Source organism: Rhodococcus sp. PvR044, assembly GCF_040548995.1.
Classification (GTDB): Bacteria; Actinomycetota; Actinomycetes; order Mycobacteriales; family Mycobacteriaceae; genus Rhodococcus_G; species Rhodococcus_G oryzae.
This window is the reverse complement of sequence record NZ_JBEPSX010000001.1, coordinates 182,988-200,298: the sequence shown is the minus strand read 5'-3', so window position 1 is coordinate 200,298 and position 17,311 is coordinate 182,988. Positions and strand designations below refer to the sequence as shown.

General features: G+C 70.4%; 19 protein-coding genes. 7 read left to right on the top strand and 12 right to left on the bottom strand.

Features of this window, described 5'->3' with window-relative positions; all coding sequences use genetic code 11:
* Complete coding sequence (mftF, locus tag ABIC28_RS01045) at nt 1-1,398, bottom strand: mycofactocin biosynthesis glycosyltransferase MftF (protein ID WP_269588626.1); 1,398 nt, start codon at nt 1,396-1,398, stop codon at nt 1-3.
* Nucleotides 1,399-1,423: 25 nt separating this feature from the next.
* Nucleotides 1,424-2,110, bottom strand: a complete 687-nt coding sequence (gene mftE, locus ABIC28_RS01040) for a mycofactocin biosynthesis peptidyl-dipeptidase MftE (RefSeq protein ID WP_354577155.1) — start codon at nt 2,108-2,110, stop codon at nt 1,424-1,426.
* Between the two features lie 84 nt (nt 2,111-2,194).
* On the opposite strand from mftE, the gene ABIC28_RS01035 reads away from it, so the two are divergent.
* Entirely contained in the window at nt 2,195-2,794 is a 600-nt protein-coding gene (locus tag ABIC28_RS01035) for a hypothetical protein (RefSeq protein WP_354577153.1), read from the top strand.
* Nucleotides 2,795-2,818: 24 nt separating this feature from the next.
* On the top strand, nt 2,819-3,388 hold the full coding sequence (locus ABIC28_RS01030; protein ID WP_097211007.1) for a histidine phosphatase family protein: 570 nt from the start codon (nt 2,819-2,821) through the stop codon (nt 3,386-3,388).
* Between the two features lie 6 nt (nt 3,389-3,394).
* Here ABIC28_RS01030 and ABIC28_RS01025 read toward each other — a convergent pair whose 3' ends face one another.
* Genes ABIC28_RS01025 through mftA form a run of 6 tightly spaced genes read right to left on the bottom strand, consistent with a single transcriptional unit; the run spans nt 3,395 to nt 10,171 of the window.
* A complete protein-coding gene (locus ABIC28_RS01025; protein ID WP_354577150.1) occupies nt 3,395-5,347 on the bottom strand; it encodes a mycofactocin system FadH/OYE family oxidoreductase 2 in 1,953 nt (650 codons plus the stop codon).
* A complete protein-coding gene (locus ABIC28_RS01020) occupies nt 5,344-7,305 on the bottom strand; it encodes a mycofactocin system FadH/OYE family oxidoreductase 1 (protein WP_269588624.1) in 1,962 nt (653 codons plus the stop codon). Before ABIC28_RS01020 ends, ABIC28_RS01025 begins: the two co-directional genes overlap by 4 nt.
* A 23-nt stretch (nt 7,306-7,328) precedes the next feature.
* The gene (gene mftD, locus ABIC28_RS01015) at nt 7,329-8,504 is read right to left on the bottom strand and encodes a pre-mycofactocin synthase MftD (RefSeq protein WP_077040772.1); all 1,176 of its coding nucleotides are present in this window, start codon (nt 8,502-8,504) and stop codon (nt 7,329-7,331) included.
* Nucleotides 8,505-8,538: 34 nt separating this feature from the next.
* Complete coding sequence (gene mftC, locus ABIC28_RS01010; protein ID WP_354577147.1) at nt 8,539-9,756, bottom strand: mycofactocin radical SAM maturase; 1,218 nt, start codon at nt 9,754-9,756, stop codon at nt 8,539-8,541.
* A 41-nt stretch (nt 9,757-9,797) separates the two neighbouring features.
* Nucleotides 9,798-10,088, bottom strand: a complete 291-nt coding sequence (gene mftB, locus ABIC28_RS01005) for a mycofactocin biosynthesis chaperone MftB (RefSeq protein WP_072750956.1) — start codon at nt 10,086-10,088, stop codon at nt 9,798-9,800.
* Complete coding sequence (gene mftA, locus ABIC28_RS01000; RefSeq protein WP_072750957.1) at nt 10,073-10,171, bottom strand: mycofactocin precursor MftA; 99 nt, start codon at nt 10,169-10,171, stop codon at nt 10,073-10,075. Before mftA ends, mftB begins: the two co-directional genes overlap by 16 nt.
* Nucleotides 10,172-10,281: 110 nt before the next feature.
* On the opposite strand from mftA, the gene mftR reads away from it, so the two are divergent.
* Nucleotides 10,282-10,902: a mycofactocin system transcriptional regulator MftR gene (mftR, locus tag ABIC28_RS00995; RefSeq protein WP_245221159.1), complete on the top strand. Its 621-nt coding sequence runs from the start codon at nt 10,282-10,284 to the stop codon at nt 10,900-10,902.
* Nucleotides 10,903-11,071: 169 nt separating this feature from the next.
* Entirely contained in the window at nt 11,072-12,127 is a 1,056-nt protein-coding gene (locus ABIC28_RS00990) for a ferredoxin--NADP reductase (protein WP_269588623.1), read from the top strand.
* A gap of 51 nt (nt 12,128-12,178) precedes the next feature.
* Here ABIC28_RS00990 and ABIC28_RS00985 read toward each other — a convergent pair whose 3' ends face one another.
* Nucleotides 12,179-12,916 (bottom strand): DNA alkylation repair protein, encoded by a 738-nt coding sequence (locus ABIC28_RS00985; RefSeq protein ID WP_354577143.1) that lies wholly within the window; start codon nt 12,914-12,916, stop codon nt 12,179-12,181.
* A 122-nt stretch (nt 12,917-13,038) separates the two neighbouring features.
* Here ABIC28_RS00985 and ABIC28_RS00980 point away from each other — a divergent pair, with 122 nt between their 5' ends.
* Both ABIC28_RS00980 and ABIC28_RS00975 read left to right on the top strand, forming a co-directional pair.
* Nucleotides 13,039-13,410, top strand: coding sequence for an SPW repeat protein (locus ABIC28_RS00980; RefSeq protein ID WP_027500601.1), 372 nt, complete (start codon nt 13,039-13,041; stop codon nt 13,408-13,410).
* Nucleotides 13,411-13,545: 135 nt separating this feature from the next.
* Nucleotides 13,546-14,169 (top strand): TetR/AcrR family transcriptional regulator, encoded by a 624-nt coding sequence (locus ABIC28_RS00975; protein WP_097210999.1) that lies wholly within the window; start codon nt 13,546-13,548, stop codon nt 14,167-14,169.
* A 9-nt stretch (nt 14,170-14,178) separates the two neighbouring features.
* Here the strand turns inward: ABIC28_RS00975 and ABIC28_RS00970 are convergent, their stop codons facing one another.
* From ABIC28_RS00970 to ABIC28_RS00960, 3 genes are all read right to left on the bottom strand, one after another.
* The gene (locus tag ABIC28_RS00970) at nt 14,179-14,931 is read right to left on the bottom strand and encodes a glutamate racemase (protein ID WP_097210998.1); all 753 of its coding nucleotides are present in this window, start codon (nt 14,929-14,931) and stop codon (nt 14,179-14,181) included.
* 65 nt (nt 14,932-14,996) lie between these two features.
* Nucleotides 14,997-15,827 (bottom strand): SDR family NAD(P)-dependent oxidoreductase, encoded by an 831-nt coding sequence (locus ABIC28_RS00965; protein WP_354577140.1) that lies wholly within the window; start codon nt 15,825-15,827, stop codon nt 14,997-14,999.
* A gap of 33 nt (nt 15,828-15,860) precedes the next feature.
* A complete protein-coding gene (locus ABIC28_RS00960) occupies nt 15,861-16,340 on the bottom strand; it encodes a MarR family winged helix-turn-helix transcriptional regulator (RefSeq protein ID WP_097210996.1) in 480 nt (159 codons plus the stop codon).
* A 99-nt stretch (nt 16,341-16,439) separates the two neighbouring features.
* On the opposite strand from ABIC28_RS00960, the gene ABIC28_RS00955 reads away from it, so the two are divergent.
* Complete coding sequence (locus ABIC28_RS00955) at nt 16,440-17,297, top strand: alpha/beta fold hydrolase (RefSeq protein ID WP_354577138.1); 858 nt, start codon at nt 16,440-16,442, stop codon at nt 17,295-17,297.
* Nucleotides 17,298-17,311: the final 14 nt, after the last annotated feature.

Below are 17,311 nucleotides of genomic sequence, written 5' to 3'. Positions count from 1 at the left end.
TCAGCCCCGCAGCCGGGGCTTCAGCGCGGCGAGGCTGCGCTCCGCGATCGCCCCGCGCCAGAGCCCGGTGCCGTAGGCGATGTCGTCCATCCGCTTGAACACGGTGTGCCGCACCGGCCCCAGCCCTCCGGGCTCGCGGTGCGTGTACCAGTCCGCGAGGCCCTCGGCCACGGCCACCGCCAGCAGGGCGCGGCGGACTCGGGACGAGACCAAGGCGGCCACCAGCGTCACCGGCCAATAATGCCTGCACATCGCGGATGCGAGCTGCCAGACTCCGCCCGCGAAGCCCTGCGCGGTGAGGACGACCGAGATCCGGGTGGGTTGGTCGAGTTCCCGGAACGTCCGGCGCAGGCGGATGACGGTGACGAGCTGCGCGACCAGGGAGCCGGCGAGGCCGAGCCTGGTGCAGGTCGCGGCGAGCAGGACGGCCAGCAGCGTCAAGGGCGACATGGCGACGGGCGGCACCAGCCCCTCGTGCCGGAGCGCGAGCGGAGCCGCACCCGTGCCGTAGAAGAGCTTGCGCCCGAACCACTTCCGGAACGAGACGCGGTGATCATGGGCGACATTGGCGATCGGCTCGTAGCGCAGCCGCCAGCCGTCCGCATGCAGTCGCCAGCAGAGGTCGACGTCCTCGGCCACATGCATCTCCGCGTCGAAGCCACCGCACTCCTCGAGCGCGCGCCTGCGCACCAGCATCGCCGCACTGGGCACGTAGGACACCGGGCTCCCCGCCCGCACCGCGCCCTCCTTGCGCCCCAGATCGAGGGAGGATCGAGCGTGCTCGTAGCGGCCGATCGCGCCCGCATCCGGCTCGAGCGCGACGATCCGCGGTGCGGTCATCGCTACCGCCGGGTCACTGAAGTGGCCCAGCATCGCCTCGAGCCAGCCGAGCCGGGGTACCACGTCGGAATCCAGGAAGGCTACGTACTCCGTTGTCGCGGCGGCCATTCCGGTGTTACGGGCGGCAGCAGGACCGAGCGCTGTCGGATGCCGGAGAACCCGCACGTCGGCCCGCCCGTCGCAGCACGGCGGAGTCGTCACCGGATCGTCGGAGCCGTCGTCGACGACGATCACCGAGAGTCCGCGCAGCGCGGGCAGCAGTCGGTTCAAGCCGGTGATGTTGTTGTGCAGGGGGATGACGACCGTGACGTCCTGATTCGACGGCGAGCTCATCGGCCGGGGGTTCGCCACCCCGGAATCGAGGAGGTGCCGGGCAACCTGTGCGGATTGGGTGTCGACGACCTTCAGGTATCCGTCACCGATCATCGCCGCCGCCGTCGGGGCGAGCTTGAGCATCCGGGTCGGGGAACCCCCGATCAGTACCCGTCCACCCGAGAAGGTGCGCACCTTGGGATCGATTCTCACCCCGAATCCGTCGGGCAGTCGAGCTTGGCGCATCAGGTGATCGTATTCGGATCTGCTCTCACCGCAACATGCCTTTGCCATCTGGTTGCCATCGCAACACCGCCGCAACACAACGCGCCAGCATCTGCTCGAACATCCGTTCACCCTCGGCCACACTCGCCCCTGTCGGATCGCCGAGCACCCCGTTCGCGCTGACGGACGCGATCCCACCGGCCCGCAACCGGTCCATCAGCGCACCGATCGGTTCGGTGACGCCCGGTTGCGCCCTGTCCATCCGCACGTCACCTGGCGAAAGGTGCAGCAGCAGGGAGGTTTCAGTGCGCCCCGCGTGCGCATCGGCCCCCGGCACCGCGCAGGGCAACCAGGCGACGTCCCTGCCCTCGTAGCGCAGCAACGCGACCGCCTTGGCGAGGGTGGGCGCGTTACCGCCGTGCCCGTTCACCAGCAACACGCGCGGGGACCAGCGACACGCCGAACGCCCGTATTCGACGACCACCGCCTCGAGCGCGGGCGCGCCCAGCGAGACGGTTCCCGCGAATCCCTCGTGCTCACCGCTGGCGCCGTAGGCGATGGCGGGGGCGACCGTCATGCCGGGCAGCGACCGCGCCACCGCGACCGCGATCCGGGTGTCGGTGTCCAGCGGCAGGTGCGGCCCGTGCTGCTCGACCGAACCGACCGGCACCGCGAGGACGGGTGCGTCGGCGTCGATGTCGGGCCAGGTCGCGCCCGCGAGGTCCAGTGGCATGCATCGATGCTATTCCGACGGGAGTCGCAGACGGCCCGACGACTACCATCGACTCACCCACAGGACCCTCGGCTGGAGGATGGCGTGACGCTGGACCGGATGCCGCTCAGAGGATTTGGCGTCGTCAACTTCGAACTCATGCTGCTCCGCCGGATGCACGACCATCAGCAGGCACTGGTCGGGGCAGCCCTCAAGAACCTCGGCAAGAGCGCCACCGACCTGCGCGCCGCGCACGCCCAGTGGCAGCGCGGCCTGCGGGGCGGCTTCTCCGGTGGCGCGGCGCGGTACCGACTCGCCCTCGGCAAGCCCGCCGTGGTGAGCTCGCGCACGGTGCCCGTGGTCGGCGAGCTGGCCGTCGAGGCCTGGCCGATGCCGCTGTGGCCCGGGCTGCAGTTCCAGATCGCCTTCGGGCCGGGCGGGGACGTCGTCGACGAGCGGTTGGCCAGGATGGCCGACTCGACCGCGCCCGCCATCGCCTCGGTGGCGGACCTACGACCGTGGCTACTGGTCATCGACGACGTGGAGGCGGCCTGCTCCCCCGTTCGTTACCGCATGTCCGGCGGTGCAGTCGCCAGCCATGCGGCCGCCGCCTTCACCACTCCTGACGGTGCGGCCTGCGAGGCTCAGTTCTCCTGGGGCCTGCTCCAGTACGCCGCGGATACCGGGAACCAGCGGGCGGACTGACCGGCAGAAGGGCAGGATGACGCCATGGCCGAGGACGAGGCGACGCGCGCGACGACGATCATGCTGATCCGGCATGCGGAACGGCCCGAGGGCGACGAGCCACCCTTCGGCGTGGACCGCGCCGGGTCCCGGTGCGACGAATCGCTCACCCCGGTCGGCTGGCAACGCGCCACCGCCCTCGCCGCACTCTTCGCGCCCGACGGCGGCGAGCCACCCACCGGGCTGGTGCGCCCGCGGGCCCTGTTCGCCTCGACACCGCGCAAGAAAGACGGCAGCAAGCGCTCGCTGCAGACGATCTCGCCGCTCGCCGACAAGCTCGGCCTAGAGGTGGACACCGACTTCGGCCGTTCCGACGTCAAGGCACTCGCCGAGCGGGTACTGCGCACCCCCGGCCCGGTCCTCATCTCCTGGCAGCGCGAGTACCTCCCGGAGATCGTCGATACGCTCGGCGAGGTCGATTCCACACCGCCCGACCCGTGGCCCGAGGACCGCTTCGACGTGATCTGGGTGCTCACCCGGAACGGCGCGCAAGGCTGGGTGTTCAGCCAGCTGCCACAAGGCCTGCTGCCGGGCGACCGCGCCACCGGCATCTGACACGCGTCAGAGCGCGACGGCGACCCGGTGGCCCTCCCGCACCGCCGCGTCCGCGCGCCGCGGGGTCAGCGCGTCACCTATCCGGTGAACCTCGAACTCGCTCCCGGACAACTGCTTCCAGAGTCGGTCCTCGGGCTGCTGGTGCACCGCACACACCACCCAGTCGAACTCCGACTCGGAGGTGATCCCGGTCGGATGATGCAGCAGCGCGACCCTCACCGCCGACCCCGGCGCGTCGGCGACCGCCATCGGCACCAGGTCCGTGAGCTGCGCGATGCCCTTGCGGTGCGCCCTGCGCTGCCAGCCCTCCATGTCCAGCGTGAGGCCAAGGTCCTGGCCGACGATCATGCCGTTGGTCGCGACTGTCACCACACAGCCACGGTCGGCCAGCGATTCGGCGACCGACGTCGCCTGGTGGAAGCCCAGCTCGTCGATCACGAGCACCCGGCCGCCGGGTTCGACCCGGCCCTCGAGCACGTCCCGCACGTCCACCACCCGCGCCGACTCGCCCGCCCACCCCGGCCGTCGCGGCCGGGCCCCGGTCGCGACGATCACCGCGTCGGGCGCCAGTGACCGGAGCAGGTCCGCGTCCACGTCGACGCCGGTCATGACCTCGACCCCGGACCGCACGCATTCCGCCTCGAGATTCCGGACCAGCTCGCCGAACTCGGCCCGGCCTGCCGCACCCGCCGCGACGCGGACCTGGCCGCCGGTGCGGGCGTCCCGCTCGAACAGCGTCACCCGGTGACCGCTCTGCGCGGCGGTGGCCGCGGCCTGCAACCCGGCCGGTCCGCCGCCGATCACGCACACCCGCAGGCCGAACCGTCGGGGCATCGGCAGCGGCACCGATTCCCTTCCGGCCCTGGGATTCTCGACACAGCCGAGCCAACGGCCCAGACCGACCCTGCCGATGCACTCCTGGTTGCAGGACAGGCAGGTCCGAATCTCACCGGATCGTCCTGCCGCTGCCTTGGCCGCGAAATCAGGGTCTGCGATCTGCCCGCGCACGACCCCGATCAGGTCGCAATGGCCCTCCTCGATCGCGAGATCCGCCTGCTCTGGGTCCGTGAACCGGCCGACGCCGATCACCGGCAGCGTCACCCTCTTGCGGATCGCGTTCGGGATGAACAGGGCGTATCCGCGCGGGACCGCCATGGAGCCCTCGATCAGGTGCAGGGTCTGCGTCGCCATGCCGATCGAGGTGTTGATGTAGTCGACCTGCCCGCAGGCCTCCACCATCGCGGCGACCTCGACCGCCTCGTCGAGATGGATGCCGTTCTCGATCGACTCCTCACCGGTCAGCCGCACGCCCAGCACCGGCTCGGGCCCCAGCGCCGCGCGCACCGACGCCACGATCTCGAGCAGGAATCGGGCACGATTCGCCAGGGCGCCCCCGTACCGATCGGTGCGCCGGTTGGTGTCGGGCGAGAGGAAGGCCCGCACGATCGAGGCCTGTGAGCACTGGATCTCGACACCGTCGAAGCCGCCGCGCCTGCAGTGCTCGGCGGTCGTTGCGAAGCCGGCGACGAGCTCCGCGATCTCGGCCGGGTCGAGCGCCTTCGGCACCTCGCGGAACAGCGGGTCGGCCACCGGGCTCGGCGCCAGAACCGGCCGCCGCGAGTACATCCCGGAGCCCTGCCCGCCGTTGTGGTTGAGCTGGGCCAGGATCACCGAACCGTGGGCGCGCACCGTGTCGGTGAGCGTCCGGTAGTGCGGGATCACCTCGGGTCGGTAACCCTGGATCAGCTTCTCGTACGGCCAGTCCGACGGGTGGGTGCTGTGTTCCTCGGTGATGATCAGTCCCGCGCCGCCCTTGGCGCGCGCCTCGTAGTACGCGATGTGCTGCTCGGTGGGAAGGCCGCCGCGGGCACTGTTGGTCAGATGCGCCGAGAACACCACCCGGTTACGCAGGGTCAGCCGCCCCAGGGCCAACGGGGTCAGCAGGTGCCGGTGGGTCATGGCCGCGTCTCCCGGCGAAAGGCCACCACTGCCGCCGCCCGGCCCTCGCGGATCGCTTCGGCGGCGGTTCGCGGTGCCAGGCAGTCCCCGATCCGGACCGATGCGGGCGACGGCAGGACCAGGGATTCCTCGGGAAGCCGGTGTGTGCAGTCGATCAGGGTGGCGGCGGCCTGCAGCCGCCGCTCGCCGGTGTGGACGTTCTCCAACAGGACACCGCCGGCGGCGATCGAGCGAACGGTCGTGCTCAGGTGGCGCGCGATGCATGCCCGCTGCAGCCGGGCATTGGCGGCGGAGAGGTCACCGGTCCGGCCCAACTGAACGCCGACGACCTGGTCCGGTGTCGCGATGGACACCTCGCGGCCGCGGGCGGCGAGCCATTCGGCGACGCCGACGGCCGCCTGGTCCCCCACCGGGTCGAACACCAGGATCGGGCCGTCCCGCAACGGCTTTCCGGCCAGCACCTCCTGGGGGCCCACGATCTCGACGCTCGCGTGGCGGTCACCGGGCCACGGGCTCGGCACGCTTCCTGTCGCCAGGATCACCGCGCGGCCCGCAGATCTCGCCGCGTCGATCTCCTCGGCCGTGATCGCGCGGCCGGTCTCGACGTTGACGCCCAGCCGGCGGCATTCGGACTCCAGCCAGTCGACCAGGGTCGCGAGCGAGTCGCGACCGGCACCCACCGCGGCCACCCGCAGCATGCCGCCGAGCCGGGAACCGCGCTCGGCGAGGGTGACCCGGTGGCCGCGCAACGCCAGCACTCGCGCGGCCTCGAGCCCTGCGGGCCCGCCACCGACGACCAGGACGTCACCCGGCTCCGGGGCGGGCGACCCCTCGTCGGGCTCGATGCTCTCGTGCCCGGCCGACGGATTCCCGACGCAGGTGATGATCGGATTGCGCGGGTCGCGGACCTGACAGGTCTGGTTGCACAGCAGGCACGGCCGCGGCGCGGCCTCCGACTGCTGCCGGGTCTCGCCGCCGCGGCACGCCTTGAGCACAAGGTCCGGTTCGGCGATCTGCGCGCGGGTCATCTCCACCGCATCGGCGACGCCGTCCGCGAGCGCGCGCTCCGCCAGTCCGGCCTCGGTGACGCTGCCCTGCAGCACGACCGGCACCGCGCCCGCCACCGCCGCACGGATCGACGAACACAGTTTCACGTTGAACACCGGCGCCGTGTGGGCGTCCGGCCGGTACGCCTCCACCGACATCGGACCGCCGCGGACGACCACGAGCAGGTCGAGCGATTCCGCCAACTCGCGGGCGTGCTGTGCGGCGATCTCGGGGGTGATCCCCGCCCATGGCGCGAGTTCGTCGCAGCTCAGCCGCAGCGACAGCACCCGGTCGGGACCGAGCTCGCCGCGGACGGCCTCGATCACCTCGCGGGTGAGCCTGAGCCGGTCCACGCCGTACCCGTCGCCGCGCAGGTTCGTCAGCCCGGAATGGAACTGCCGCAGCAGCGACCGCGGTCCCGCGTCGAGTTCGACCCCGTCCATCCCGGCGTCCCTGGCCGAGGCCGCGGCCGACCGGAATCCCGCTGTCAGCGAGTCGATCTCGGCCCGTTCCATCTCCATGGGCAGCTCGCGGGTGACGACGTCGGCCACGCGCGAGGGCCCCCACAGCGCCGACTGCGAGTGCGCGCTCGAGCCCTGCAGCCCGGTGTGGCCGAGTCCGGCCAGTACCAGCGTCCCGTGCGGCCTGCACGCGGCCGCGATGTCCCGCCAACCGGGACCGCAATCCGCGGCCAGCGGCGCCCGCTCGTACGGCCAGTCGTCGGCGTGCACCGAGGCGACCTCGGTGACGAGGATGCCCGCACCACCGCGCGCCCGTCGCTCGTAGTACGCGACGTGGCGCCCGGACAGGGCACGGTCGCTGCCCAGGTTCGTCTCATGGGGCCCGAACAGCACCCTGGACCGGGCGGTGCGCCCGGCCAGGGTGAGTCCTTCGATCAACCGCTGCGTCACGACCTGCGACGCCTACGCCTGGCTCAGAGGCCGAGCGGGCGGGCGAATCCCGGCGGGATGACGATGTCCGCGGCGGTCAGGTCCTGCACGGATGAGTGCCCGAGACCCAGTAGCGCCGAATCGATTCCGCCGCGGAGGATGTCGAGCACGTTCTCGACACCCGCCTGGCCGTTGGCCGACAGGCCCCACAGGTAGCCGCGACCGATCATCACCGCGCGGGCACCGAGGGCGACCGCCTTGACGACATCGCTGCCGCGCCGGATGCCACCGTCGAGCAGGACCTCGATCTCACTTCCGACGGCCTCCGCGATCGCGGGCAGCGCCCGGATCGGCGCGGGGGTGCCGTCGAGGTTGTTGCCGCCGTGGTTCGACACCGAGATCGCGGTGACGCCCGCGTCGGCCGCGCGCTTGGCGTCGTCGACCCGCATGACGCCCTTGAGCATGAACGGACCGCCCCACTGCTCACGCAGCCATGCGACGTCCTCCCAGGACGGCAGCGGCGTGCCCATCCACTCGCCGTACGCGCCGAAGAAGGTCGGGGGCTGCTCGCCGGGCGCGGCCAGGTTGGGGGTGGTCAGGTCCGGCACCCGGCCGGTCTTCGCGAACTCCCACAACCACTTCGGCCGGGTGATGGCCTCGGGCGCGAACCGGACCATGGCCTTGAGGTCCATCTTCTCCGGGATCGCCGGGCTGCCCCAGTCGCGTCCGTGCGAGAACGACCAGTCCAGGGTCATGATCAGCCCGGTCGCCCCGGCCGCTCGCGCCCGCTCCATGCGCTGCAGCAGCACCTCCCGGCTGCCGACCCAGTACATCTGGAAGAAGGTCTGCGGGTTGGCCGCCGTCACCTCTTCGATCGACTTGCTCGCGAACGAGCTCAGCCCCATCGCGATGCCGCGGGCGGCGGCGGCCCTTGCGACCGCGACCTCGCCGTCGGGGTGCACGGCCTGCACGCCGGTCGGCGAGATCAGCACCGGCATCGAGATCGGCTGTCCCATCACGGTGGTCGACAGATCACGCTTGTCCGACAGCCCCGCGACGTGCGGGGCGAATCCGAGCTCACCGAAGGCAGACGTGTTGTCGTCGAGGGTCAGGCCCTGCTCCGAACCGGCGATCAACGCGCCGTACACCGACTTCGGCAGCCGCTTCTTGGCCCGCCGCTGCGCCTCGGCAACGGTTTCGAACCAGGCATTCTTGGCCATCACTGAACCTTTTCTACTGAGTGAACGAGTCTCGTTAATTCATGCCCGCGAGCGGGTTCTCGTCGCAGACCTTGGCGGGCGGGCGCACCATCAGCTGCAGCGGGACGGGCGCCCGCGGGGTGCGACGGTTCCCGGTGCGGGAGTGGTCGACGCTCGACTTGGGGATCTCGCCGCGGGTGCCCGCGAGCGCGGCCTCGCCGTAGCCCTGCACGCACTCGGGGTCAGGACCGTCCATCGGCAGGCCGGTGAAGAACTTGGCCGCCATGCAGCCGCCGCGGCAGGAGTCGTAGTGGTCGCACTTGCTGCACGCGCCGCCGGTCTGCGGGGAACGCAGCTCGGTGAACAGCTCGGAGTGCTGCCACACGTGCTGGAAACCACCGTCGGCCACGATGTTTCCCGCGAGGAACTGCTCGTGGATCGCGAAGGGACACGCGTACACGTCGCCGACCGGGTCGATCAGGCACACCACCCGTCCGGCGCCACACAGGTTCAGGCCGGGGAGCGCGTCGCCGTAGGCGGACAGGTGGAAGAACGAGTCGCCGGTCAGGACCCCTCCGCCGTTCGCGACGAGCCAGTTGTACAGCTCGCGCTGCTGCGGCTGCGTCGGGTGCAGCTCGTCCCAGACGTCGGCGCCACGGCCGGACGGGCGGAGCCGGGTGATCCGCAGCGTCGCGCCGTACTTGTCGGCGAGCGCCTTGAACTCGTCGAGCTGGCCGACGTTGTGGCGGGTGACGACGACGGAGATCTTGGCGTCCTTGAAGCCCGCCTCGGCGAGATTCTCGAGCGCACGGACCGCCATCGCGAAGGAGCCGGGGCCGCGAACCGCGTCGTTGACCTCAGCGGTCGCGCCGTCGATGGAGATCTGCACATCGACGTAGTCGCTGGCCGCCAGTCGCGCGGCGACCTTCTTGTCGATCTTCACACCGTTCGTGGAGAACTTGACGCCAACCTGGTGCTCGGTGGCGTAGTCCACGAGCTCCCAGAAATCGGACCGGACGGTGGGCTCGCCGCCGCCGATGTTCACGTAGAACACCTGCATCCGCTGCAGCTCGTCGATGATGGACTTGCACTGCTCGGTGCTCAGCTCGCGCGGATCGCGCCTGCCGGACGACGACAGGCAGTGCACGCAGGAGAGGTTGCAGGCGTAGGTGAGCTCCCAGGTGAGGCAGATGGGCGCGTCCAGTCCGAGTTCGAACTGGTCGACGAGCCGGCCGACCGGGGCGGGTGCGGGGCGATCGAGCATGGAGGTCATGGGCTGTGTCCTCGAGGAGTGGGGTGGCGGATCGGGCGAGCTCAGGCCGCGGACGCGCCGGGCACGATCATCTTCGAATCGGCCAGCGTGGCGAGCGCACGGGCGTAGGTGTCCACCTGCGCCTCGTCGATACCCGCCGCGCGGATGGCCGTCCTGGCGTCGGGATGGTCGGGCAGGGCCCGCACGATCTCGACGATGGTGCGGTTCTTCAGGAACGAGAGCTTCCTGGTCCCAAAGTGGTAGAGCAACGCCCCGAAAGGTTCGGGGCGAAGCGCCACCTGCGGGTGAAGCTTCCACCCGGTGTCGAGATCCACGGTCAGTACACGCCGCACATGCCGTCGATCGAGACCTCTTCGACCAAGGCCTCCTCGACGAGCTCGGTCCCGGCAACGACGCTTTCGCGATGCTCAGACATCTACATACCTCCTGTGTCAGGGTTGGCGTCAGTCACGGCGATCAGTTCGCTGTGACTCGGCTCACCACACTAATGGCATCGAGTGCACAATGAAAGGTCCGGAGGGGAAATTGACGCAGGCCGGTAGCAAACCCGCAGGTCGCATAGGTCGTCGGCCGTCGACGACGCGCGATCGGATCAGCAATATCGGCATCGAACTGTTCGCCGAGCACGGTTTCGAGGAGACCAGCGTCGATCAGATCGCGGAGGCCGCCGGTATCGCCAGGCGCACCTTCTTCCGCTACTTCCCCTCCAAGAACGCGGTGCCGTGGGGCGACTTCGACCTACATCTGGCGAACATGCGCGAGCAGCTCGCGGAACTCCCCCGCGACATCCCGCTTGCAGAGGGACTCGCCTCGGCGCTGCTCGAGTTCAACAGCTTCTCGCCCACCGTGGCCGCGCTGCACCGCAAGCGGATGGAGATAATCCTGCAAGCCCCGGCGCTGCAGGCGTATTCGATGGTGATGTACGACGGCTGGCGCGGCGTGATCGCCGACTACGTGGCCGACCGGATGGGCTGCCGACCCGGCGATCACCTGCCCCGCACGATCGGCTGGATGGTCCTCGGCATCGCCCTCTCGGCCTATGAGCAGTGGCTCACCGACGACTCCCTCGAGCTGCCCGATCTGCTCCGCGCGGGGAGCGAGGTCCTCTCACACGGGCTCGGCACCTCCGCTGCCGGACGCGACTGACCAGCCCGATCGCCGCCGCCGGGTGGCGCGGCCGACCATCCCTGAGCTGCCGCATCCCGATTATCGGGATCGCCACTCTGCAATTTACGATCCACCTGGTTGCATGTTTTCCTGCTACATTTGAAAACTAGAACACGTTCCAGATTCACCCCCGAGAGGATCCGCCGCGATGACCACCGTTGACATGCCGCACAGCTCCAGGTCGGTTGTCCTCACCGTCTCCGGGGTCGTCGAGGAGACCTCCGACGCCAGGTCGCTGGTCTTCACCGTCCCGGACGAGCATCGCGGCAAGTTCGACTACAAGCCCGGCCAGTTCCTCACCCTGCGCATTCCCAGCGATCAGACCGGTTCCGTGGCCCGCTGCTACTCCCTCGCCAGCTCGCCCTTCAGCGACTCCGAGCCGAAGGTCACCGTGAAGCGGACCGTCGACGGATACGGCTCCAACTGGCTGTGCGACAACGTCAAGGCCGGCGACACCATCGAGGTGCTGCCCCCGTCCGGTGTGTTCACGCCCAAGTCGCTCGACCACGACTTCCTGCTCTGGGGCGCGGGCAGCGGGATCACCCCGGTGATCTCTATCCTCAAGTCCGCGCTCACCGAGGGCACCGGCAAGGTGGTGCTGATCTACGCCAACCGCGACGAGAAGTCGGTCATCTTCGCCGACGAGCTGCGCGGCCTCGCGGCCCAGTACCCGACCCGCCTGACCGTCGTGCACTGGCTCGAGTCCCTGCAGGGGCTGCCGACGCCCGACCAGTTCGCCACCCTCGCCAAGCCGTTCGGCGGCTTCGAGTCCTTCATGTGCGGCCCCGGCCCGTTCATGGACACGGTGCACAAGGCGCTCGCCGAGGCGGGCGTCCCGCGCAACTCCGTGCACGCCGAGGTGTTCAACTCGCTCGCGGGTGACCCGTTCCAGGACGTGGCGCTCGAAGAGGTCACCGAGGAGGAGGCCGCGGACGCCGCCACCGTCGAGGTGCAGCTCGACGGTGAGACCCACACGATGAGCTGGCCGCGCAAGCAGACCCTCGTCGACATCATGCTGTCGAAGGGTCTCGACGTGCCGTACTCCTGCCAGGAGGGCGAGTGCGGCTCCTGCGCCTGCACCGTGCTCGAGGGCAAGGTCGAGATGGAGAACAGCGAGATCCTCGACCCCGAGGACATCGCAGCCGGCTACATCCTCGGCTGCCAGGCCCGCCCGGTCACCGACCACCTCAAGATCGAGTTCTAGGCGGCTTCGCCGCCCGTGCGCGGTTACCGAGTCCCCACACTCGTCGAGCGCTCACGGGCGGCGTAGCCGCCTGTACCGCGCGCGGGTGTCCGCGTCCAGGTGCTCGGTGGCGTAGCTGAGCGCGGTCGCGCCCATCGCGGCGGCGTGCTCGTCGAGGAACCCCGTGAGCAGCTGCCGGTCCACCTGTTTGCCGACCTCGCGCAGCATCCAGCCGAGCGCCTTCTGGGTGAGGTCGCGCCGGTCCTCGAGCAGACGCGGCGCCAGCTCCAGTGTGGTGGTCGCGTCGCCTCGGCGGATGAACCCGAACGTGGTCAGCAGCGCCACCCGGCGCCGCCACAGGTCGGGGTCCGCGCCGAGCTCGTGGACCAGGTCTCGCGGCCGGTCGAACAGCCACCCGCCGAGCACCGTCACCGCCGAGGTGTCGACCAGGTCCCAGTTGTTCACCCGACCCCGGAGCACGGCGGCCAGATAGAAATCGGCGATCCGCTCGCGCTCGGCCTCGTCGCGCGTCCGCGCTCCGGAGGCCCGCGTGAACCGGCCGTTCAGTATGACCAGCGCGGCCAGGCGGTGCTCGTGCACCTCGCTGTCGAGCAGCGCGTCGACCTCGGCCAACGGCAGGTCCGCGAACCGCTTCGCCACCGTTCGGGTGGCGGGCACCCGAACACCGATGAAGACGTCACCCTCGCCGTACTCGCCAGGGCCGGTCTTGAAGAACCGCTGCAGCTCGACGACATCGGCCGGGCTCGACACCAGTGCCAACGCCCTGGTCACCGCCGCCGCATCGTCCATGCCCCGACCTTGCCAGACGGCGGGGCCGGGCGAATCAGAACCGACGTCGCGCAGCTATTGATCGGCCGGTCAATCAGGGTTATACCTGAGGTAGCGGGGTTCCCTCGTCGAGGAGGCAGGAAATGAAGGCAGCAATGGCTCGGTGGCAGGATTGGGCCGCCGTGGTGATCGGCGTGGTCGTGGCGCTGTCCCCGCTGTGGATGGACACGAACGACGCCGCGATGTGGTCGATGATCGTGCTGGGTGCACTGGTGGCGGTCGCGGGGTTGGCGCACATGATGTCGGCAGAGATGCCGGCGCTCCCGTGGGCGATGGGCGTTCTCGGCGTGCTGATGTTCCTCTCTCCGTGGGTGATGGGCTTCGCCGACATGGCAGGCGCCGCCTGGACCTCATGGATCGGCGGAGTGCTGACGGTGCTCACGGCGATGGCCGCGATGCCGGAGGGCTCGAGGCTGCACATCGGACACGGCGGCGGATTGGCGACGCATCACTGACGGACCGTCGATCCCTGACAGAATCGAACAACAGTCCCGTGCTGGAGCGAAGGCCGTCGGCCTCGCTCCAGCCGGTCGGACATCCGGGCTCGGTCAGATGATCGCGCCTGACGAAACACGTGTGGAGGCAACCGAATGCCAGGTCCGCGCCAACGCCGGACCGCCAGCGTGGATGGTGACGCGAGGGAGCTGATCCTCGACGCCGCCGAGGAGTTGATCGCCGAGTCGGGCTTCGACGCGACCTCGACCGCGGCCATCGCGAAGCAGGCGGGCGTGCCGAAGGGCCTGGTTTTCTACTATTTCCCGACCAAGTCGGCGATCCTCACCACGCTCATAGCCGAGCGACTGCCCGCGGAACCGCTGGCCGACGTCGCCGGGCTGGTGGTCACCGGCGAACCGGAGTCCACCCTGGTCAACCTCGAGGCCGCGCTCAACCTCAGGGACCACCACTCCTCGGTGATGCGGGTGATCATCTGGCGCGAGGCGGAGACCCACCCCGCCGTCCGCGCGCACCTGCGGCGATTCCGCACCTACCTGCACGATGCGACCGTCGAGGTCCTGCGCGCGAGCTCGCCGGTGGCGGTGTCCGCGCGGGTACTCGATTCCTGCGCGACGATCTGGGTGGCCGCGATGTTCTCCGTCGCCAGCATCGACCGGCTCCGCGATCTCGACGGCACCCGCGAGCACCGCGAGGACCTGGGCGGCGTCGCTCGCGTGGTGGCCGCGGGCCTCGAACAGCTCGGCACCGCCGGGGCCTAGCGACGTGCGTCAGCCGAGCAGGCGGCCGGCCTCGAACGCCGCAGCACCTGCGGGCAGCTCCCCCGGCCTGCCACTGAGCAGCACCTTCACCGAGCCGCTTCCGCTCGCGTCCCGGCCGAGCGCGTCGATGCGCCGGAGCGTCTGGGCCGCGACGGCCTCCGCGCTGTCGAAGAGGGTGACCCCGGCGGGCAACTGGTCCGCGATCTCCTCGGCCATCAGCGGATAGTGCGTGCAGCCGAGGACCACCCCGTCGCAGTCGACCGGGGTGCGAGCCACGGCGTCCGCGATCGCCCGCTTCGCCAGGTCGGTGTCGCCAAGGTCGATCGCCTCGGCCAGCCCGTGACACGCCACCCCGACCACGGCGGTGCCGTTGGCGAACCGCTCGATCAGGTCGGCCTGGTACCGACTGGCGGTGGTGGCCGCGGTGGCCCAGATCGCGACCGAGCGACTGGCCGCGGCCGCCGGCTTGATCGCGGGCACGGTCCCGATCACCGGGATCGCGTCGCCCAGCCGGTCCCGGACATGGTCGAGGGCGGTCACGCTGGCGGTGTTGCAGGGCAGCACGACGACCTCGGCACCCAGGTCCACGGCGTGCTCGGCCGCCCCGACCACGCGATCGATCACCCACTGCTCGGGCTTGGGCCCCCAGTGCGCGCCGTCCGGGTCGAGTGAGAGCAGCAGGTCCAGTTCGGGGCGGAGACGCCGCAGCCAGGCCGACGTCGGCAGCAGCCCCAGGCCGGAGTCGATGAGCGCAACAATCACCCGACAAATCTATCCCGACGCCGCGGCCGGGCCGTCCCCCCGTCCCCCCGTCCCGCCGACCCGCGCTACCCGGTCCTCCCACGCTCCTCGCTGAGGCGTCGGAACATCGCGTTGACTCCGACCTTCCCCGCGATCCGCTCCGCTAGACGGGGGGCCAGCGCGGCAAACGACAGCAGCGGGCGGATCGGGGCGCCACTCTCGATGACCTCGGGCAGGTCGCGTCGGATGGCCGTCACCACCCTGTCCGCCACCTTCGACGTGGTGGTCTCGCCGATCACCCGATTGGACCGGAAACCGCGCTCGACCATCCGCTGGTACATGCCGTCGCCGCCGATGAATCCCGGACACACCACGGAGAATCCGACCGGCGACTGCCCGTACTCGGCACGTAGCGACTGGGCGAGCCCGATCAGGGCCGCCTTGGTCGCGGCATACGGCCCACAGAACGCCGGCCCGTACTTGCCCGCCATCGAGCTGATGAACACGACATGGCCGCGGCCACGCGCCAGCATGCCCGGCAGCACGTGCCTGGTGAGCAACATCGGCGCCGAGAGGTTGACGTCGACCATCGCCGTCAGCTCCTCGGGAGTGAGCGCGGTGAACGCCGCAACATTCTCGACACCGGCATTGTTGACCAGGACGTCGATCGGGCCGAAGGATCGCTCGACGTGCTCGATCAGGGCCCCGGTCGCATCCAGGTCCGCGAGGTCGGCCGGCACCGAGTCCGCCCGCGCTCCGGTCGCCCGCAGGGCCGCCGCCGTGGCGTCGAGGGCGTCCACCCGCCTGCCGGTGACCACCAGGTCCATGCCCTCACGTGCGAGCGCGCGGGCGATGACGGGGCCGAGCCCACCGGTCGCCCCGGTCACCAGCGCGACGCGGCCGCGCAGCGATTCCATGGACCCGAGCCTTCTCCGGCCACGGACCGGATGTCAACGACTCCCGTCGGTGCCGCCCGCCGCGGATCCGACCGCCTCGTTCATCACTCCGAGAAATCGGGTCACCGCGGCCAGCTCGGCCTCGTCGAACTCCCCGATCGAGGCGATCATGCGCCCGATCAGCGGTCCGAAGAACGACCAGCCCAGGTACTTCGCCTGTTCCTGCACCCGCAGCAGCACCCGGCGGCGGTCGCCGGGGTCCGGTGTCCTGCCGATGTGGCCCGCCCGTTCCAACCGGTCGAGCAGGGCGGTGGTCGCCGCCGAGCCAAGACCCAGCTGCCCGCCCAGCCAGCCCGGCGTCGCGGCGATCCCGGCCCGGTCGGCATCGAGCAGTGCGATGAGCGCGCGGAGGTCGGTCGCGTGCAGGCCGTTGCGGCTCGCGAACGCGGCACCGAACTGGTCCAGTTCGACGGTCAGCCTGCGCAGCTCGTGCACGAGCTGCAGTGCCGCGCCGGGGTCGTCGGTCGCGCTCACTGCCCTGCTCCCACGATCACTCCTTGATTCATATCTCTCGATGAACAATTATCTCTATCATCGAGATTATCTGATGCCGAGAGAACCAGGGGGCGGTCCATGGACGACGACACGCAGATCCGCACGAAAGGCCGGTTCGACGCCGCCTACGACGCAGTTCTCGCCCGCTGGGGCGGGGTGACCGCCCTGGAGACCACCTCCGAATTCGGCCTCACCCGCGTCCACGCCTGCGGACCGACCGGGGCGCCGCCGGTTCTCCTGCTCCACGGCGGCGGTGCCACCTCGACCGCCTGGTCCACGGTCGCGACCGCGCTCGGCCGGACGCACCGGGTGTACGCCCCGGACCTGATCGGGGACGTCGGACGCAGCGTGCCCGGCGACCGCCGGCCACGCACCCCCGCGGACCTGATGACATGGCTCGATGCAGTGCGCGCCGAACTCGGCCTACAGCGGGCCACGCTGATCGGACACTCCTACGGCGCGTGGATGGCCCTCGCCTACACGCTCGGCCACCCGGATCGGGTGGACCGGCTCGCACTACTCGACCCGTCGGACTGCTTCTCCGGATTTCGGGCCGGATATCTGCTGCGGGCACTCCCGATGTTGCTGCGCCCCAATGAGAACCGGGCACGGCGCTTCATCGAGTGGGAGACGGGCGGGCGGGCGCTCGACCCGGACTGGCTGACCGTGTACGCGCTCGGCGCCGCGGGGTCCCCGCGGCCGCGGATCGTGCTACCGAAGCGGCCGTCGAGGACCGCGCTCGGCGAGCTGCACGTCCCGACCCTCGTTGCGCTCGCCCAGGATTCGCGGGCGATCGATGTCGACCGGGTGGCCGCGGCGGCGCGCGGCGCCCTCCCGGACGTCCGGATCGAGGTCCTGCCGGACAGCAGTCACCACAGCCTGCCCGGACACGAGCCGGGCGAGCTGACCACGATCCTCGCGGATTTCCTTTCCTAGCAGCGCTTCTCGCG